This window comes from Stenotrophomonas sp. YJH_SMC_6 (genome assembly GCF_059371335.1).
On the sequence record NZ_JCAFUM010000005.1, the window covers coordinates 61,576 to 77,390 of the forward strand.

Annotated in this window: 15 protein-coding genes; 11 read left to right on the forward strand and 4 right to left on the reverse strand. The window is 62.9% G+C overall.

The genetic code is table 11. The features are described 5' to 3' along the window. Positions 1–87: 87 nt before the first annotated feature. From rfbD to rfbB, 4 genes are read right to left on the reverse strand one after another with little or no spacing between them, the layout of a single operon-like run. Positions 88–993 (reverse strand): dTDP-4-dehydrorhamnose reductase, encoded by a 906-nt coding sequence (gene rfbD / locus AC5P9N_RS06795; RefSeq protein ID WP_012479086.1) that lies wholly within the window; start codon positions 991–993, stop codon positions 88–90. Then, positions 990–1,547: a dTDP-4-dehydrorhamnose 3,5-epimerase gene (gene rfbC / locus AC5P9N_RS06800; RefSeq protein ID WP_012479085.1), complete on the reverse strand. Its 558-nt coding sequence runs from the start codon at positions 1,545–1,547 to the stop codon at positions 990–992. Before rfbC ends, rfbD begins: the two co-directional genes overlap by 4 nt. Then, on the reverse strand, positions 1,544–2,431 hold the full coding sequence (gene rfbA, locus AC5P9N_RS06805; RefSeq protein ID WP_012479084.1) for a glucose-1-phosphate thymidylyltransferase RfbA: 888 nt from the start codon (positions 2,429–2,431) through the stop codon (positions 1,544–1,546). Before rfbA ends, rfbC begins: the two co-directional genes overlap by 4 nt. Positions 2,432–2,445: 14 nt before the next feature. Further along, positions 2,446–3,501 carry a dTDP-glucose 4,6-dehydratase gene (gene rfbB / locus AC5P9N_RS06810; protein ID WP_012479083.1) on the reverse strand — a complete coding sequence of 352 codons (1,056 nt, stop codon included), beginning with the start codon at positions 3,499–3,501 and terminating at the stop codon, positions 2,446–2,448. Positions 3,502–3,764: 263 nt separating this feature from the next. Between rfbB and AC5P9N_RS06815 the strand changes: the two genes are divergently transcribed. The 11 genes from AC5P9N_RS06815 (at position 3,765) to AC5P9N_RS06865 (ending at position 15,721) form a co-directional block, all read left to right on the forward strand. Further along, the gene (locus AC5P9N_RS06815; RefSeq protein ID WP_012479082.1) at positions 3,765–4,511 is read left to right on the forward strand and encodes an electron transfer flavoprotein subunit beta/FixA family protein; all 747 of its coding nucleotides are present in this window, start codon (positions 3,765–3,767) and stop codon (positions 4,509–4,511) included. Then, positions 4,511–5,449, forward strand: a complete 939-nt coding sequence (locus AC5P9N_RS06820) for an electron transfer flavoprotein subunit alpha/FixB family protein (protein ID WP_012479081.1) — start codon at positions 4,511–4,513, stop codon at positions 5,447–5,449. The genes AC5P9N_RS06815 and AC5P9N_RS06820 overlap by 1 nt, the downstream gene beginning before the upstream one ends. A gap of 338 nt (positions 5,450–5,787) precedes the next feature. Continuing rightward, entirely contained in the window at positions 5,788–7,566 is a 1,779-nt protein-coding gene (locus AC5P9N_RS06825; protein ID WP_224481836.1) for an LTA synthase family protein, read from the forward strand. Positions 7,567–7,679: 113 nt separating this feature from the next. Next, positions 7,680–8,639, forward strand: coding sequence for a lysylphosphatidylglycerol synthase transmembrane domain-containing protein (locus AC5P9N_RS06830; protein ID WP_044569494.1), 960 nt, complete (start codon positions 7,680–7,682; stop codon positions 8,637–8,639). A gap of 91 nt (positions 8,640–8,730) precedes the next feature. Then, complete coding sequence (locus tag AC5P9N_RS06835) at positions 8,731–9,741, forward strand: glycosyltransferase (RefSeq protein WP_012479078.1); 1,011 nt, start codon at positions 8,731–8,733, stop codon at positions 9,739–9,741. Then, positions 9,734–10,882: an FAD-dependent oxidoreductase gene (locus tag AC5P9N_RS06840; RefSeq protein WP_012479077.1), complete on the forward strand. Its 1,149-nt coding sequence runs from the start codon at positions 9,734–9,736 to the stop codon at positions 10,880–10,882. The genes AC5P9N_RS06835 and AC5P9N_RS06840 overlap by 8 nt, the downstream gene beginning before the upstream one ends. 119 nt (positions 10,883–11,001) lie before the next feature. Next, on the forward strand, positions 11,002–11,751 hold the full coding sequence (locus AC5P9N_RS06845; RefSeq protein WP_197599535.1) for an NAD(P)-dependent oxidoreductase: 750 nt from the start codon (positions 11,002–11,004) through the stop codon (positions 11,749–11,751). Further along, entirely contained in the window at positions 11,748–12,578 is an 831-nt protein-coding gene (locus tag AC5P9N_RS06850) for a sugar phosphate isomerase/epimerase family protein (protein WP_012479075.1), read from the forward strand. Before AC5P9N_RS06845 ends, AC5P9N_RS06850 begins: the two co-directional genes overlap by 4 nt. Beyond that, positions 12,575–12,934 (forward strand): DMT family transporter, encoded by a 360-nt coding sequence (locus AC5P9N_RS06855; protein WP_012479074.1) that lies wholly within the window; start codon positions 12,575–12,577, stop codon positions 12,932–12,934. Before AC5P9N_RS06850 ends, AC5P9N_RS06855 begins: the two co-directional genes overlap by 4 nt. Before the next feature lie 22 nt (positions 12,935–12,956). Beyond that, positions 12,957–13,793 (forward strand): glycosyltransferase family 2 protein, encoded by an 837-nt coding sequence (locus tag AC5P9N_RS06860; protein ID WP_024957346.1) that lies wholly within the window; start codon positions 12,957–12,959, stop codon positions 13,791–13,793. Next, positions 13,790–15,721, forward strand: coding sequence for a hypothetical protein (locus AC5P9N_RS06865; protein WP_012479072.1), 1,932 nt, complete (start codon positions 13,790–13,792; stop codon positions 15,719–15,721). Before AC5P9N_RS06860 ends, AC5P9N_RS06865 begins: the two co-directional genes overlap by 4 nt. The last annotated feature ends 94 nt before the right edge of the window (positions 15,722–15,815 follow it).

A 15,815-nucleotide genomic window follows, 5' to 3' on the forward strand; every position in this document is an offset into this window, starting at 1 on the left:
CGATGGTGGAGCCATTTGCAGGAGCTGTCAAAGAAGAGGGCGCGCCGCGAAACCTGCTCGCAGACGCGCCCCGTTACCTGCGCTGTCTCATCCGCGGATCGCAGCAACCTCACCAATCACACGCTTCAGCCCATCCTGCCACACCGGCAGCACGATGCCAAAATCCTGCTGCAGCTTGCGGTTGTCCAGCACCGACCAGGCCGGGCGCTTGGCCGGCGTCGGATACTCGGAGCTGGGAATCGCCTCGACCGAGGGTGCCTTCACCAGCACGCCCGCAGCCAGCGATTCGGCGAAAATCGCCTCGGCAAAACCATGCCAGCTGGTCTGGCCGCTGGCAGTCAGGTGCCAGGTGCCGGACAACTGGCCCGGGTGCTGCAACGCCTGCGCGGTGACATCGGCGATCAATGCCGCCGGGGTTGGCGTGCCCACCTGGTCGGCGACGACGCGCAGCTGATCGCGCTCGGCGCCGACGCGCAGCATCGTGCGCAGGAAATTCGCACCATGCGAGGCATACACCCATGCCGTGCGGAAGATCAGGTGGCGACCACCGGCCGCACGCACCGCATCCTCGCCATCACGCTTGCTGGTGCCATACACGCCCAGCGGTGCGGTCGGTTCGTCCTCATGGTATGGCACCGTGCCCTGGCCATCGAACACATAATCGGTGGAGTAGTGCACGAATGGCACGCCATGCGCCGCACACCAGCGCGCGATCACCCCCGGAGCCTGCGCATTGGCCGCAAAGGCCGCGTCGACCTCCTGTTCGGCACGATCGACAGCCGTGTAGGCTGCGGCGTTGACCACGATCGACGGCCGCAGCCGATCCAGCAGGGCCGGCAGGCTTTCAGGTTGGCCGAAATCGGCGGTTTCGCAGGCGCTGCCATCCGGCAGAGTGCCGCTGCGGGTGGTCGCGACCACCTTGCCCAGCGGCGCCAGCGCGCGCAGCAGCTCCTGGCCGACCTGGCCGTTGCCACCGAAGACCAGAACGGTCATGGCACGTAGACCGGCAGGCGGTCTTCGGCGATGTCCTTCAGGAAGGGGGCATTCTCGTCCTTGGCCGACAACGTCGGCGCACTGATCGGCCAGTCCACGGCGATATCGGCATCGTTCCAGCGCACGCCGGCATCGAAGTCCTTCAGGTAGACCTCGGTGCACAGATAGCTGAACACCGCGCGCTCGGACAGTACGGCAAAGCCGTGGGCGAAGCCTTCCGGAATCCAGAACTGCTTCTTGTTCTCCGCGCTCAGCACCACCGCTTCCCACTGGCCGAAGGTCGGCGAGCCGCGACGGATGTCGACGGCCACGTCATAGACCTCGCCTTCCAGCACGCTGACCAGCTTGCCCTGCGGCCGCGGCCACTGGTAATGCAGCCCGCGTAGGACACCCTTGGCCGACGTCGAGACGTTGCTCTGCACGAAGCGATCCGGCAGGCCCAGCGCAGCGAAGCGCTCGGCATTCCAGGTTTCGAAGAAGTAGCCACGGGCATCGCCGAACACCGCCGGCTCGATCACCACGCAGCCAGGCAACTTGGTTTCAATCACTTTCACGGAACAACTCCACGCAGGGCGAGCTTGTGCAGGTACTGGCCGTAGCCATTCTTGATCAGCGGCGCGGCGAGTGCCTCCAGCTGTTCGGCGGTGATCCAGCCCTGGCCAAACGCGATTTCTTCCGGGCAGCAGACCTGCAGGCCCTGCCGGGTCTGGATGGTCTCGATGAAGTTGGAGGCTTCCAGCAGCGACTGGTGGGTGCCGGTATCGAGCCAGGCATAGCCACGGCCGAGCGCTTCCAGGTGCAGGTTGCTCTCGCCCAAATAGCGCTTGTTGAGATCGGTGATCTCCAGTTCGCCACGCGGCGACGGCTTCAGTTCGGCGGCATGCGCGCTGGCGTTGCCGTCGTAGAAGTACAGGCCGGTCACTGCATAGTTCGAACGCGGATTCTCCGGCTTCTCCACCAGGTCGATGACCTTGCCGCTCTTGTCGAACTCGGCCACGCCATAGCGTTCCGGATCATTCACCCAATAGCCAAACACGGTGGCACCGTCCACGCGCTCATCGGCACGCTTGAGGACTTCACGCAGGCCATGGCCATGGAAGATGTTGTCACCCAGCACCAGGCAGCTCGGCTTGCCGGCGACGAACTCCTTGCCGATCAGATACGCCTGGGCCAGCCCATCGGGGCTGGGCTGCACCGCGTACTGGATGTCCATGCCCCACTGCGAGCCATCGCCCAGCAACTGCTGGAACAACGCCTGTTCGTGCGGGGTATTGATGATGAGCACTTCACGGATGCCCGCCAGCATCAGCACGCTGAGCGGATAGTAGATCATTGGCTTGTCATACACCGGCAACAGCTGCTTGCTGACGCCCTTGGTGATCGGATACAGCCGGGTGCCGGAGCCACCGGCGAGGATGATGCCCTTGCGCTGGGTCATGGTGTCTCCTGGGTTCAGGCCGCGGTGCCGATGCGCTGCAGACGGTAGCTGCCGTCGAGCACGCCGTTGACCCATTCCTGGTTGTCCAGGTACCAGTCAACGGTAAAGGTGATGCCCTGCTCGAAGGTGTAGGCCGGTTCCCAGCCCAGGTCGTTCTTCAGCTTGGAGGCATCGATCGCGTAACGGCGGTCATGGCCGGGGCGGTCGGTGACGTAGGTGATCTGGCTGCTGCGCGGCTGGCCATCCGCGCGCGGGCGGCGCTGGTCCAGCAGTGCGCAGATGGCCTGCACCACTTCGATGTTCTGCTTTTCCGAATTGCCGCCGACGTTGTAGGTCTCGCCAACCTGGCCCTTGGCCAGCACGGTGCGGATCGCTTCGCAGTGGTCGGACACGAACAGCCAGTCGCGCACCTGCTTGCCATCGCCGTACACCGGCAGCGGCTCGCCGGCCAGCGCCTTGGCGATCACCAGCGGGATCAGCTTCTCCGGGAAATGGTACGGGCCATAGTTGTTGGAGCAGTTGGTGGTCAGTACCGGCAACCCGTAGGTGTGGTGGAAGGCGCGCACCAGGTGGTCCGAGGCGGCCTTGGACGCCGAGTACGGCGAATTCGGGGCATACGGCGTGGTTTCGCTGAACTTGCCGGTCTCGCCCAGGGTGCCGTACACCTCGTCGGTGGACACATGCAGGAAGCGGAACGCCGCGCCCTGTTCGGTCGGCAGCGCCTTCCAGTAGTCGCGCACGGCTTCCAGCAGGCCCAGGGTGCCCACCACGTTGGTCTGGATGAAGGCGCCCGGGCCATCGATGGAGCGGTCGACGTGGCTCTCGGCCGCGAAGTTCAGCACCGCATCGGGCTGGTGCTCAGCCAGCAGGCGGGTGACCAGGGCGCTGTCGCCGATGTCACCCTGCACGAACACGTGATTCGGGTTGCCGTCCAGGCTGGACAGGGTCTTCAGGTTGCCGGCGTAGGTCAGCGCATCGAGGTTGATGACCTTGACGCCGCGCGCAACGGCCTCGAGAACGAAGTTACCGCCAATGAATCCGGCGCCGCCGGTGACAAGCCATGTGGGCACTACTTGTTCTCCTGATCGAAATTCATCCACGGAGCGCCTGTGGGCGCCCCGGCACAGCGGCACAGGATACATGTCGTTCGTCTTCACGACTGCCTGCGTGACGTGAACGGAGCGCTGGATCGGCCATTTTTTTGCCGCACCGCAGCAAAACCATACGCATTCGCATGGTCGACCCAAGCCAGCTAGAATCGGGATCCCACCCCCGAACCGGTTGCTGTTGCAGGACCGGACGTTCTCCCCGTTATTGAAGGACCCCGTACCAGATGAAAATCCTCGTCGCGTACAAGCGCGTGGTGGACTACAACGTCCGCATTCAGGTCAAGCCGGACGGTTCCGGCGTGGTCACCGACGGCGTCAAGCTATCCCCCAACCCCTTCGATGAAATCGCGCTGGAAGAAGCCCTGCGCCTGCGCGACAAAGGCATCGCCACGGAAGTGGTGGTCGCCACCATCGCCCCGGCCGACGCCCAGGCGCACCTGCGCAACGGCCTGGCCATGGGCGCCAACCGCGCCATCCACGTGGTGACCGACCAGGCCATCCAGCCGCTGACCGCCTCGCGCACCCTGCTGAAGCTGATCGAGAAGGAACAGCCGGACCTGGTGATCCTGGGCAAGCAGGCCATCGACGACGACGCCAACCAGACCGGCCAGATGCTGGCCACGCTGTGGGGCCGTCCGCAGGCGACCTTCGCCAGCAAGCTCGAGATCGCCGACGGCAAGGCCACGGTGACCCGCGAAGTCGACGCCGGCCTGGAAACGCTGGAAGTGGACCTGCCGGCCGTGGTCACCACCGACCTGCGCCTGAACGAGCCGCGCTTCATCAAGCTGCCGGACATCATGAAGGCCAAGGCCAAGCCGCTGGAAACCCTGCAGCTGGCCGACCTCGGTGTTGAAGCCGCCGATACCTTCAAGACCACCCAGTACGTCGCGCCGTCCAAGCGCAGCAAGGGTGTGATGGTCAAGGACGCGGCCGAACTGGTGGCCGCACTCAAGCAGAAGGGGCTGCTGTAATGAGCAAGATTCTCGTCATCGCCGAACACCACGACGGCAAGCTCAATGCCGCCACCGCCAAGACTGTCAGCGCCGCCGCCGCCATCAGCGGTGCCAGCATCGACGTGCTGGTGCTGGCCGCCGATCCGGCCGCTGTCGCCGCTGAAGCCGCGAAGATCGCTGGCGTCGCCAAGGTCCTGACCGTGGCCAATGCCGCCAACGCGCAGGCCATCGCCCAGGTGCTGGCGCCGCAGATCGCACAGCTGGCCAAGGGCTACACCCACGTGTTCGGCCCGTCGACCACCTTCGGCAAGGACCTGATGCCGTGCGTGGCCGCGCTGCTCGGCGTCAACCAGGTCTCCGACCTGATGACCGTCGAAGGCAGCCACACCTTCAAGCGCCCGATCTACGCCGGCAACGCGATCATCACCGTGGAAGCCCCAGCCGACCAGATCGTGGTTGCCACCGTGCGTGCCGCGTCGTGGCCGGAAGCCGCCCAGGGCGGCAGCGCCGCCATTGAAGCGGCGAGCGTCGACGCCGCACTGCCAACCCACACCCGCTTCGTCGGCCTCGCCGCCGGTGCCAGCGACCGCCCGGACCTGCAGAGCGCCAAGCGCGTGGTCTCCGGCGGCCGTGGCGTCGGCTCGGAAGAGAACTTCAAGGTCATCTTCCAGCTGGCCGACAAGCTGGGTGCCGCCGTCGGTGCCTCGCGCGCCGCGGTCGATGCCGGTTACGTGCCCAGCGACCTGCAGGTCGGCCAGACCGGCAAGATCATCGCGCCGGAACTGTACGTGGCCGTGGGTATCAGCGGCGCGATCCAGCACCTGACCGGAATCAAGGATGCCGGCACCATCGTGGCCATCAACAAGGACGGCGATGCGCCGATCTTTGAGATTGCCGATATCGGCCTGGTGGGGGATCTGTTTGCGATCCTGCCGGAGCTGGAAAAGGCGCTCTAAGCCGGAATACAGCGTTTCATTGGAGAGGGTCGGAATCAGTCGATTCCGGCCCTTTTTTGCGCCCGAAAATCGACTCAATCACATTTTCCAACCAATTCCACCAGATTCGGCAAGCAGCATGCGCAACTTTGAATCCGTTTGTATCAGCGCGGTGCTGGTACAGCATCTAGCCGCTGAGTCATAAATGTGTAAATAACGTGAAGAAAGGCCTATGATCCGGCCCGCCATGGGTACCTGACCAGCACTGAGGGCATCAGCGCTGAAGCGCATCCTGGCCTCCGTTTCCTTTCCAAGAGAGGCCCCGCGGAAGAATTCACGGAAATTCTTCCTTACAGCTGATGAGCGTTACCTTCCCTTCTTTCCAACCACGTTCACCCACATGGGGAACCTGCGTTGCAGCGGTGCTTTCCTGCGTCCTCCTGAATCGGATGCACCCCTTTCTCGGTCTGCCGGACCTGTTCTACGTCGCGGCCACGTTCGCAATGGAACTGGCACTGATCGAGCTCATCACGCAGCTTGCACTGGATATTCGAAACCGTGTGGCGAAAGCCACTGCGCTGTTGATTCCGGCCGCGATGGGTTCGATCTACATCGCCCAGATGTATTCGATCTGGATTTCCGGCGGCCTGATTCCCCCCATCGCGCTTGCCAATCGAGAGGTTGCGGGCCTGATCGCGTTCAACGGCATCTACGCCTTGTTGGGCAGCTATCTTGCGGCATTCGCGGCGCATGCCTATCGATACCGCGGTGTAGCATCACGCTACTCCAGGCGCGGCATCTTCGCCTGCGTCGGCATCCTGGCCATCGCCTACGCCGGCATGATCCACAAGCAGCCGCTGGCTCGCGGCATTACCGTCGCACGCGGCGAATCACCCGTGTCCTCACTGGTTCACTCCATGATCATGTACGCGGGAATGAGCTCGCAGACACGACTCAGCAGCAGCGAGCTCACTGCCGTCCGGACGCAGTTTTCACGGCGCACCGTCTACGAGCAGGGCTTTCCCGAGGACATGATCGCCGGTCTGCCGCCGCGCCCCAACGTCATTGTCCTTTTTACCGAAGGCATGTCGGCACGCTGGATGGGCAGCTACGGCGGAGCCTATGCCGACCTGATGCCGAACCTGGATCGATTTGCCGGTGGATCGCTGATGGTGCGCAACTACTACAACCATACAGCAGCCACGTTCCGCGGCCTGCGCGGGCAGTTGACGTCTGGCCACCAGGAAATCGATGGATTCTACGAGGATGGCACCGGCATCGGCCAACGCGATGTTTCCCGCGAGATTACCGCGATATCGCGCGCCAGCCTTCCCGACGTGCTGCGCTCGCATCAGTACCACAGCCTGTTCTTCCTGTCGCAGCAGGCATTCCTCAACAACATGATCGAAACGTTGGGCTTCGACGCGACACTGGGCAGGGACTACCTGTTCGACAAACACCTGCGCACCACGCCGGACGAGGAACGGCCGAAGTATCTTTCCGATCCGCAATTGTTCAGCGCGATGCTCGATGAGCTGGAGGCACAGCCCCGGGACAGGCCGTTCTTCGCCGCGGCCTACAACTTCCAGACGCATGCGTTCCTTGATGGCGAGCAGAAGTACGGTGACGGGGGGAATCAGGTACTGAACCGATTCCACACCTACGACCACAACATCGGCGACTTCCTGCAGCGATTCATGGCCAGCCGCCTGCACGAGAACACGGTGCTGGTGATCACTGCCGACCACTCGACCTTCCCCGATCCGCCGGCACAGCAGGCCGACCCGGATGTCGGCGGCTACTTCATCGATCCGATTCCACTGGTGATCTACTGGAAGGGTGTCGAGCACCGCAAGATCAATGCCGACTACAAGAATTCACTGGATTTTGCCCCGACCTTGTTGAGCCTGCTTGGCATACGGAACGCCAACACCCTGTTCCTGGGCTGCACCTTCTTCGAAGAGTGCGCGCTGGATCGGATCTCCAGCATGGGCAAGGACGAGTATTACCTCACGCGCAATGGTCTGGTCTACGCCCGGCCCAATGTACCCGAGGCGGACGTTGCCGCCTTCGAAGCGGGTACCGAACTGATCGACCGCTACAAGGCCATGGATCTGGTAATCGGCGCCGCCGAATAGATGGGCGCAGCTACCGGCGTGCACGGCGCCGGTAGCTACGGTGATAGGATCGCGCCCCGTCCGGCCGTGACCTTCCCGCCGGTGCTGAAGAAGGTGCCGCTCCCGTGTCCGAAATGCTTTCCGCCACAACCAGGCCGATCCGCCGCGGACGGGCCCTGGCCTGGCTGACCTTGGTAGCCGGCATCTATCTGCTGGGGCTGTGGTATGTCGACCGGGACAAGCAGATCCTGACCCGCCTGCAGGCGCTGGCACTCCCCTTGTGTGGCTGCGTGGCCCTGGTGCTGGCCAGTTACGGGTTCCGCCACCTGCGGTGGCACATGCTGCTGCGGGCACAGGGCCAGCCCACGGGCTGGCGTGCCGGCCTGCTCGCCTATCTCGCCGGCTTTGCGTTCACCGCCTCCCCCGGCAAGGCCGGGGAGCTTCTGCGCATCCGCTATTTTTCCCGCTTGGGGGTTCCCGCGCAGGTCACGCTGACCACTTTCATCTACGAGCGAGCGCTGGATCTACTGGTGATCACTGCACTGAGCCTGGGCGCAGCGCATCTGATCCCCCTCTTTGGCGTGCTCGCTACCGTCGTGCTGTGCCTGGTGCTGGCCCTGTGTCTGGTTGCCTGCCTTTCCCCGCTGCAGCGCGCGGCCATCGCGGTGATCGACCGGCTCCCCGGCCAGCCGGTGCGCAGGCTGGCGCGCTTTCTGGTGGCGGGTACCACCTCACTGCGCCCGCTGTTGCGTCCCGGGCTGACCGCAGCCAGCACCGCCTGTGGCCTGGCGGCCTGGCTACTGACCTCGGCGGCTTTCGCCTGGCTGTGCTACGCGCTGGGGATCGTTCTGCCTTGGCAGTACGCGCTGGCCATCTACCCGCTGGCGATGCTGATCGGCGCGCTTTCCTTCGTTCCCGGCGGGGTGGGCACCACCGAGGCAGCGATCGTGCTCATGCTGGCCGCATCCGGTGCGGACCTGGATACGGCGCTGGCTGCGGCTATCGGTATACGCCTGGCCAGCCTGTGGTTGGCGGTGGCGGTCGGGATGGCCGCGACGGTTGCGCTGGAGGCGCGCACGCCTGCCACCGCTTGAAGGAAATCGGGCTCTGAGACCTGTGCTGATCGGGCTATAATCGTCAAACCACGACGCAATTGGCCACATTCTGCGCACCTAAGGAGATGGCGTGACTGCATCCGTTTCAGCCTTCATCTCCGTCGTGTACGTGATACGGAATCACGACGCGCACTTGGCGTCGCTGCTCTCGGAGACCGTGACCCGCCTCGGGGCACTGGCCACCGACTATGAACTCGTCGTGGTGGACAATGGATCCACCGATGGGAGCATCGCTCGCCTGCGGGAGCTCACCCGCGAAGGCGGCCTGCCCAACCTGCAGGTCTATGCACTGACCCAGAGCGTTGCCTGGGAAACAGCGGCCTGGGCAGGCATCGAAAGCGCGCTCGGCGATTTCATCGCCGTTCTTGACCCCCTGACCGATGATGTTTCGATCCTCCCACAGTTGTTGGAGGCTGCAGTCACGGGAACGGATGTGGTCTTTGCCAACAATCAGGCCCGCCCTCGTCTGGGCCTCGCATACCGGCTGGCCAATGCCGTATTCAATCAGGCCTTCCGCTGGCTCAACGGCGTTGACCCCGGAGCGGAGGCCCCGCAGTACAGAGTGATGAGCAAGAAGGTCGTCAACTACATCCTGCAACATCCTCGACCAGCCGCCATCTATCGCCTGTTGCCCGTCACTGCAGGCTTCACCCGGACCAACGTGACGTACCGGCACGAGCCCAGAACGGCCCCGGAAAAGAAGCTTGGGCAGAGCATCGATAGAGGCATGCGCCTGCTGGTGTCGAGCACCCGGCTCCCCATGCGACTGGTGACCATGCTGTCGACCTTCGGCGCACTGGCCAACCTGCTCTATTCCGTCTATGTCCTGGCCATCGCAATCTTCAAGGCCGACGTTGCACCGGGATGGGTCAGCCTTTCGTTGCAACAATCCGGGATGTTCCTGTTGATCTCTCTTGTACTGCTGGTGCTGGGCGAGTACATCCTGCACATGGCCGCACTCAGCAACGAGGGGCCGTCCTTCCATGTCGCCCAGGAATTCACCAGCGCACGCCTTGAACGCCTTGAGCGCGTCAACGTAGAGCGCGCTGCGGGCATGCCTGGACCGCCCGGGCGTGCCTGAGACCCTGCCACTGGACGCCGATGCGATCATCATCGGTGGAGGCTTCTATGGCGCCGTGGTTGCCAGCTATCTCGCCACCGAGAGGGGGGTGGGCCGGGTCATTCTGATAGAACGTGAACCCCGATTGATGCAACGCGCCTCGTTTTCCAACCAGGCACGCGTCCATAATGGCTACCACTATCCCCGCAGCTTCACCACGGCCTATCGCAGCAGGGTGAACCTGCCCCGATTCATGCGGGAATGGGAGTCAGCGGTGCATTCCGACTTCCTGAAGGTCTATGCCATCGCCCGCCGCAACTCGAAGGTCACGGCCTCCCAGTTCGTGCGCTTCTGCCGCACGATCGACGCCCCTCTGGAACCGGCACCGGCGTCACTGGCGACGTTGTTCAACCCGCACCTGATCGAACGGGCGTTCATCGCGCAGGAGTACAGCTTCGATTCCGAGCGCATCCGCCAGTTGCTTGAAGCCAAGCTGGCAGGCGCCGGCGTGCACCTGGGCATGGGATACGAAGCGACTGCCGTACAGAAGGAAAACGATGCGATACGCGTGTGCCTGCGTAGCACTGAAGGCAGCGTCACCACATCCATGGCGGCCAAGCAGGTCTTCAACTGCACCTACGCAGGGCTCAACCTGATCAGTGGCCCACAGGGTCACAGCCACGCCTCGCTCAAGCATGAAATCACCGAAATGGCGTTGATCCAGCTTCCTCCCGCGCTGGAGGGGCTGGGCATCACGGTCATGGACGGGCCCTTTTTCTCCATCATGCCCTTCCCCGCGCGCCAGTCCAGCACGCTGTCCCACGTGCGCTACACGCCCCATACGGCCTGGATCGACACGCCGGCGCGCAATCCCTACGTCGAACTTGAATCCCATGCCCGTTCAAGCCGGTTCGATTACATGCTCCGGGATGCCGCCCGCTATCTCCCGAGTGTTTCGAAGGCCGTGCATCAGCAATCGTTGTTCGAAATAAAAACGGTCTTGGTGAAGAACGAAGGCGACGATGGCCGCCCGATTCTGTTCGAGTCGTATCCCCAGCTGCCAGGGTACTCAACAATACTGGGTGGGAAGATCGACAATATCTACGACGTGATCGGCCATCTGGATACGATCTCCTTCCCCCCCCCTCCCCGGGGAGGGTGAACACAACCGGCCCGCGCCGTTGCCGGCTCACCGCCCCACATCCGAACCGCACAGCCGCCCGGGCATCCGGGCACCAGGAGCACTCGATGTCTCACGCACTCATCGGCCATACCGGCTTCGTGGGTTCCACCCTGAAGCGTCAGACACGGTTCGAGCATCTGTTCAATAGAAGCAATATCAAGGAGGTCGCGGCCCAGGCCTACCACACGGTGGTCTGCTCGGCCGCGCCCGCGCAGAAGTGGATCGCCAACCGCGAACCGGAAGCCGACTGGAGGAACATCCAGGCACTCATCAAGGCGCTGGATGCGATCACCTGCGACCATCTCACGTTGATCAGCACGGTTGACGTATTCGCCAACCCGATCGGCGTTGACGAATCGACGCAGGTCATGACGGCCGGGTTGCATCCCTATGGCCTGCATCGGCGCCGGCTGGAAGAGTTCGTGGAATCACGATTCAGGTCCAGGATGATCGTTCGCCTCCCAGGCCTGGTCGGCCCAGGCCTGCGCAAGAACATCATCTTCGACCTGCACAACGACAACAATGTGCACGCCATCGACAGCCGTGCCCAGTTCCAGTTCTATCCCATGGTGAATCTCAGCGCGGATCTTCTGGCTGCGCGACAGCAGGACCTTGAACTGATCCATCTGACCAGCGCCCCGATAAGCGTCGGCGAGATCGCCCGCGAGGTGTTCGGCCTGCAGTTCGATGGCACGTCCGACTGCCCGCCTGCCCGCTACGACATGCTCAGCCGACATGCCCGGGACGCGCAGGGAAACCCTGGCTACCACTATGATCGGAGCGCCACGCTCACGGCCATCCGCGCCTACCATCAGACCGAACCTGCGACTGCGGTGCTGGCACCATGAGCATCTCGATCTCCAACATCGCGTGGAATCCAGATGAGGATGACGCTGTCGGGCGGCTGCTTGCCGACCTTGGCGTTCGCCATATCGACGTTGCTCCCAGCAAGTACTTCCCGGTGTTTGCAGAAGCCAGCGACGCGGCTGTCGCCAAGGTCAGGCGCTTCTGGGAAGCGCTCGGCATCGACATCATCGGAATGCAATCGCTGCTGTTCGGCACAGAAGGCCTGAACGTCTTTGCTTCAGTCGATGTCCAGCTGCGCTTGCTTGAGCATCTTCGCCATGTGTTCCGGATCGGATCGGGCCTGGGTGCGACACGCGCGGTCTTTGGCTCGCCGCGCAATCGCGACCGCGGCTCCCTGCCACTGCAGCGGGCCAACGAAGCTGGCGCGGCTTTCTTCCATCGCGTGGGTGAAGCCGCCCGACTGGAGGGCATCACCCTGTGCCTTGAGCCCAATCCCGAATGCTATGGCGCGAACTTCATGACGCATACCGAAGCGACTGCCGAAGTCGTGCGCCTGACAGGGCACTCGCACGTCAGGATGCAGTTCGACACCGGTTCAATCTTCATCAACGGAGAAGAGCCGGCACAGCTGCTGCAGCGGCACGCCGACATAATCGGCCATGTCCATCTGAGCGAGCCAGGACTTGCACCTTTGGGTACGCGGGACACCAATCATGCAGAGATGGCAATTCTATTGCGCCGACACATGGGCGACATACCGCTGACGATCGAGATGCTGCGCCCAGCCGAGGGCGAGCATGCGATCAGGGCGTCCTTGCAATTCGTGCTCGATCACTATCGACCCCAGTCTATTGGAGCATCGCCATGAACAAGTGGCTGATCCTGGTCGTCGGCATCCTATGCAATGCGGGCGCAAGCGCCCTCATCAAGGTTGCGGTAAGCGCGCCGAGGCAGTTCCCCTCACTCACCGATCCGATGGGGGCCCTGCGCAATTGGCCCTTCTGGACGGGCCTGTCCCTGTACGGCGGCGCCTTCCTGCTCTACTCCATGTCACTGGCACGCCTTCCGCTCAATGTTGCCCACCCGATCTCAACGGCAGGTGCCATTGCCCTGGTGGCTTGCGTTTCAGTGATCGCGTTCCGGGAGCCGATGCCATGGACAACCGTGGCAGGCATTGCATTGATACTCTCCGGCGTTGTCCTGATTACCGTTCACGCCCCCTGATAGGCCGACAGTGACTTCTGCAATGACCACTCCCATCACGCCCCCAAGCCCGGCTGGACACAGCGCGGATTGGCAGGTACCTGCCTTCACGAAGACACTTCTGCAAAGCAAGTGCCACGATCATGCCGTTGTCATTCCCGTGATCAACGAGGGCGAGCGGATCCGCGCACTGCTGTCCCGGATGCATGAGATCGGCACTGCCTCCATCGCCGACATCATCATCGTTGACGGTGGAAGCAGCGACGGCTCCCTGGATGAGACCTTTCTGCGGAGCTGCGGTGTCACTGGACTGCTCGTGAAGACCGGCCCCGGTCGGCTCAGCGCGCAATTGCGCTGCGCCTATGCTTTCTGTCTCGCTGCGGGCTACCGCGGAGTGGTCACCATCGATGGCAACAACAAGGACGAGCCCTCCCCCATCCACCGCTTCATCGAAGCACTCGAACAGGGCGTGGACTTCGTGCAGGCCTCGCGCTTCATAGCGGGGGGTGTGGCCGAGAATACCCCCTTATTGCGCCATGCCGCGATCCGGCTTGTCCATGCGCCGCTGCTGAGCCTGTTTTCCGGCTTCCACTGGACCGATACCACCCAGGGCTTCCGCGCCTACAGCCGGGCACTGCTGGAACACCCGGACGTGGGCACCTTCCGCGATGTATTCAACGGATACGAACTGTTGGCCTACCTTTCCTATCGCGCGCCCCGCCTTGGCTTCCGTTGCCAGGAACTACCCACGGCACGCCGCTATCCGGAGGGAGAGGTCCCGACCAAGATCAGCAGCGTAAGGGGCAACCTGCAGATTCTGCGTGTATTGCTTGCGGCGATCTCCGGCCGCTACAACCCGCCGATCGGGCACAAACCATGATGATTCGTGCAATCCGGAACCATTTCACCGACCCCGCGGCCACTGCGGCATGGGTTGTCTTTACCATATCGATGGCAGCGCTGGTGGCCTACCAGCTCAGGCTGCTCAACTTCAGCGAATTTGCCGATGAGACCGAAACCATCGTTGCCGCAAAGATGATGGTTGCAGGCAGCAGTCTCTATCGGGAAATTTTCAACCATCATGGCCCGCTTACGTTCCTGCCGGGCATGTTGGTCGAGTTGGCGGGCGGCCACTCCATAGCCGCACATCGCGCGCTGATTGCCATATTGCAGCTGGTCTCCCTTGCCGCATTGCTGTTTTCTCCACTGATCCGGAACCAGCATGCAATCGTGCGTGTGACCTACACGCTGCTTATTGCCACCATCTATGCGGGGATATTGCCGGCTGGGCTCGGGCACACTTATTCCTACCAGGTGCTCTGTGGAATCATGCTCAGCGTAGCGTTCTCGACCTGGTTGCTCCCTCAGATAGCAGGAGAGCTTCGCGTCGGGACGGCCAGGACCATTGTCGGAGGTGCGCTGGTCGCTTCGATCCCGTTTCTTGCGATCACATACATTCCGGCAGCGATGGCGTTTCTTGTCGCATCCGTGCACAAGGACAACTGGCGCAAGGTGCTCTGCGGGTCCGTTGCAGCCATCGCGTTCAACCTCGTGTTCCTCGTGTGGACTGGTTCCGTCAGGGGATACCTCGCCTTCCATGTCTACCTGAATGCCGTACTCCTTCCACAGTACAACCAGGGGCATGGCCTGCTGATGCTGATTGGAAACGCCTTCCACGCAGCAACATCGGACCTGGGAGGATTGCTTCTGCTGGGCGTCATCGTGACCGCCCTTGCGGCTGTCGCGTGCAAACGTCCAGCGCTTCCCTGGCGTGAGATCCTGGTCGCACTGGGGCTGGGGTCGATGCTCATTCGTGGCCTTGATATTCATGGCCTCAGTTATATCTACGTCGCGCTCACCATGCCTCTGCTGCTCCTGCATCTGATCCCAGCGGGGTTCCCCCGTCAGCACAGTCTGCTGCTGGTGTTGTGCTGCATCCTGACGGCTCGACTGATTGTTGGCGGCGCCAAGGAAGACCAGTTGCTGGTCGATCGCAGAATTCCGGAAACAACCGAGTTTGCGCAGCTCGCGCAGAAACTCACCGACCCGGGCGACAGAATCCTGGCCTATTCCTTCCAGAACTACCAGTACCTGGCCGCAGGACGGCTCCCTGCCTCCGGCTACTATTTCTATCTTCCGTGGCAGCGGCAGTACCTAGACCATCCGGTGCTCGGGGTACGCATTGATCCGTGCATGGACATCGAAAAGACCCGGCCCAAGCTTGTCATGCTGGATGAGTGGAAGGTGTGGGAAAAGTACGACTGGGCAAGCTACGGCGGGTGCGTCATAGACGCGATGGCACGCGACTACATCCGCCTGCCCCACACGCAGTACTACGTCCGCAAGGACGTAGCGGCAGGCATCGGAGTTCTTGCTCAGGCGGACGACAACCTCTCTGTGAGCCCTCCCGTTTCCAAGGGGGATCGCTTTGCCATCGCCCATACCCCGGACAACACCCACGAGACGCCCCGACGGATTGGCCTGCGACTGGCAACCTACGCGCGCAGCAACCCGGGCGTGGCCGTACTGACAACCCCGCTGGCGGACGGGACCCCATCGGTCCTGGCTACGCTGGACCTGCCGGGCATCGAGGACAACGCCTATGCCTACATGGAGGTGCCCCCGGGTACAACGGGGCCCCTGTCCTTCGAGATAAGGGAGGGTGGGGGTATCAGCTTCTGGGAATCGCGAAAGCCGGATGGGACGACCCAACCCTGCATTATCATCGAGTACCCATCGACGCCCCCCGGGCGAACCCCGGGCTGCCCCCTTGATCTCAAGCGTCTTCTGACGGATGTGACTCCATAAGCGACAAGCGGGGCCAGGGGAAACGGCTACTCCACGTCCGAGGGGCGCCCCTCGGACGGAGCTGCGGTCGGACCCAGCAGGACTGCTGGGACTA

Coding starts and splice junctions, on each gene's coding strand:
- rfbD (WP_012479086.1), bottom strand. CDS start 993: ATGACCGTTCTGGTCTTCGGTGGCAACGGCCAGGTCGGCCAGGAGCTG.
- rfbA (WP_012479084.1), bottom strand. CDS start 2,431: ATGACCCAGCGCAAGGGCATCATCCTCGCCGGTGGCTCCGGCACCCGG.
- AC5P9N_RS06815 (WP_012479082.1), top strand. CDS start 3,765: ATGAAAATCCTCGTCGCGTACAAGCGCGTGGTGGACTACAACGTCCGC.
- AC5P9N_RS06820 (WP_012479081.1), top strand. CDS start 4,511: ATGAGCAAGATTCTCGTCATCGCCGAACACCACGACGGCAAGCTCAAT.
- AC5P9N_RS06825 (WP_224481836.1), top strand. CDS start 5,788: ATGAGCGTTACCTTCCCTTCTTTCCAACCACGTTCACCCACATGGGGA.
- AC5P9N_RS06830 (WP_044569494.1), top strand. CDS start 7,680: ATGCTTTCCGCCACAACCAGGCCGATCCGCCGCGGACGGGCCCTGGCC.
- AC5P9N_RS06850 (WP_012479075.1), top strand. CDS start 11,748: ATGAGCATCTCGATCTCCAACATCGCGTGGAATCCAGATGAGGATGAC.
- AC5P9N_RS06855 (WP_012479074.1), top strand. CDS start 12,575: ATGAACAAGTGGCTGATCCTGGTCGTCGGCATCCTATGCAATGCGGGC.
- AC5P9N_RS06860 (WP_024957346.1), top strand. CDS start 12,957: ATGACCACTCCCATCACGCCCCCAAGCCCGGCTGGACACAGCGCGGAT.
- AC5P9N_RS06865 (WP_012479072.1), top strand. CDS start 13,790: ATGATGATTCGTGCAATCCGGAACCATTTCACCGACCCCGCGGCCACT.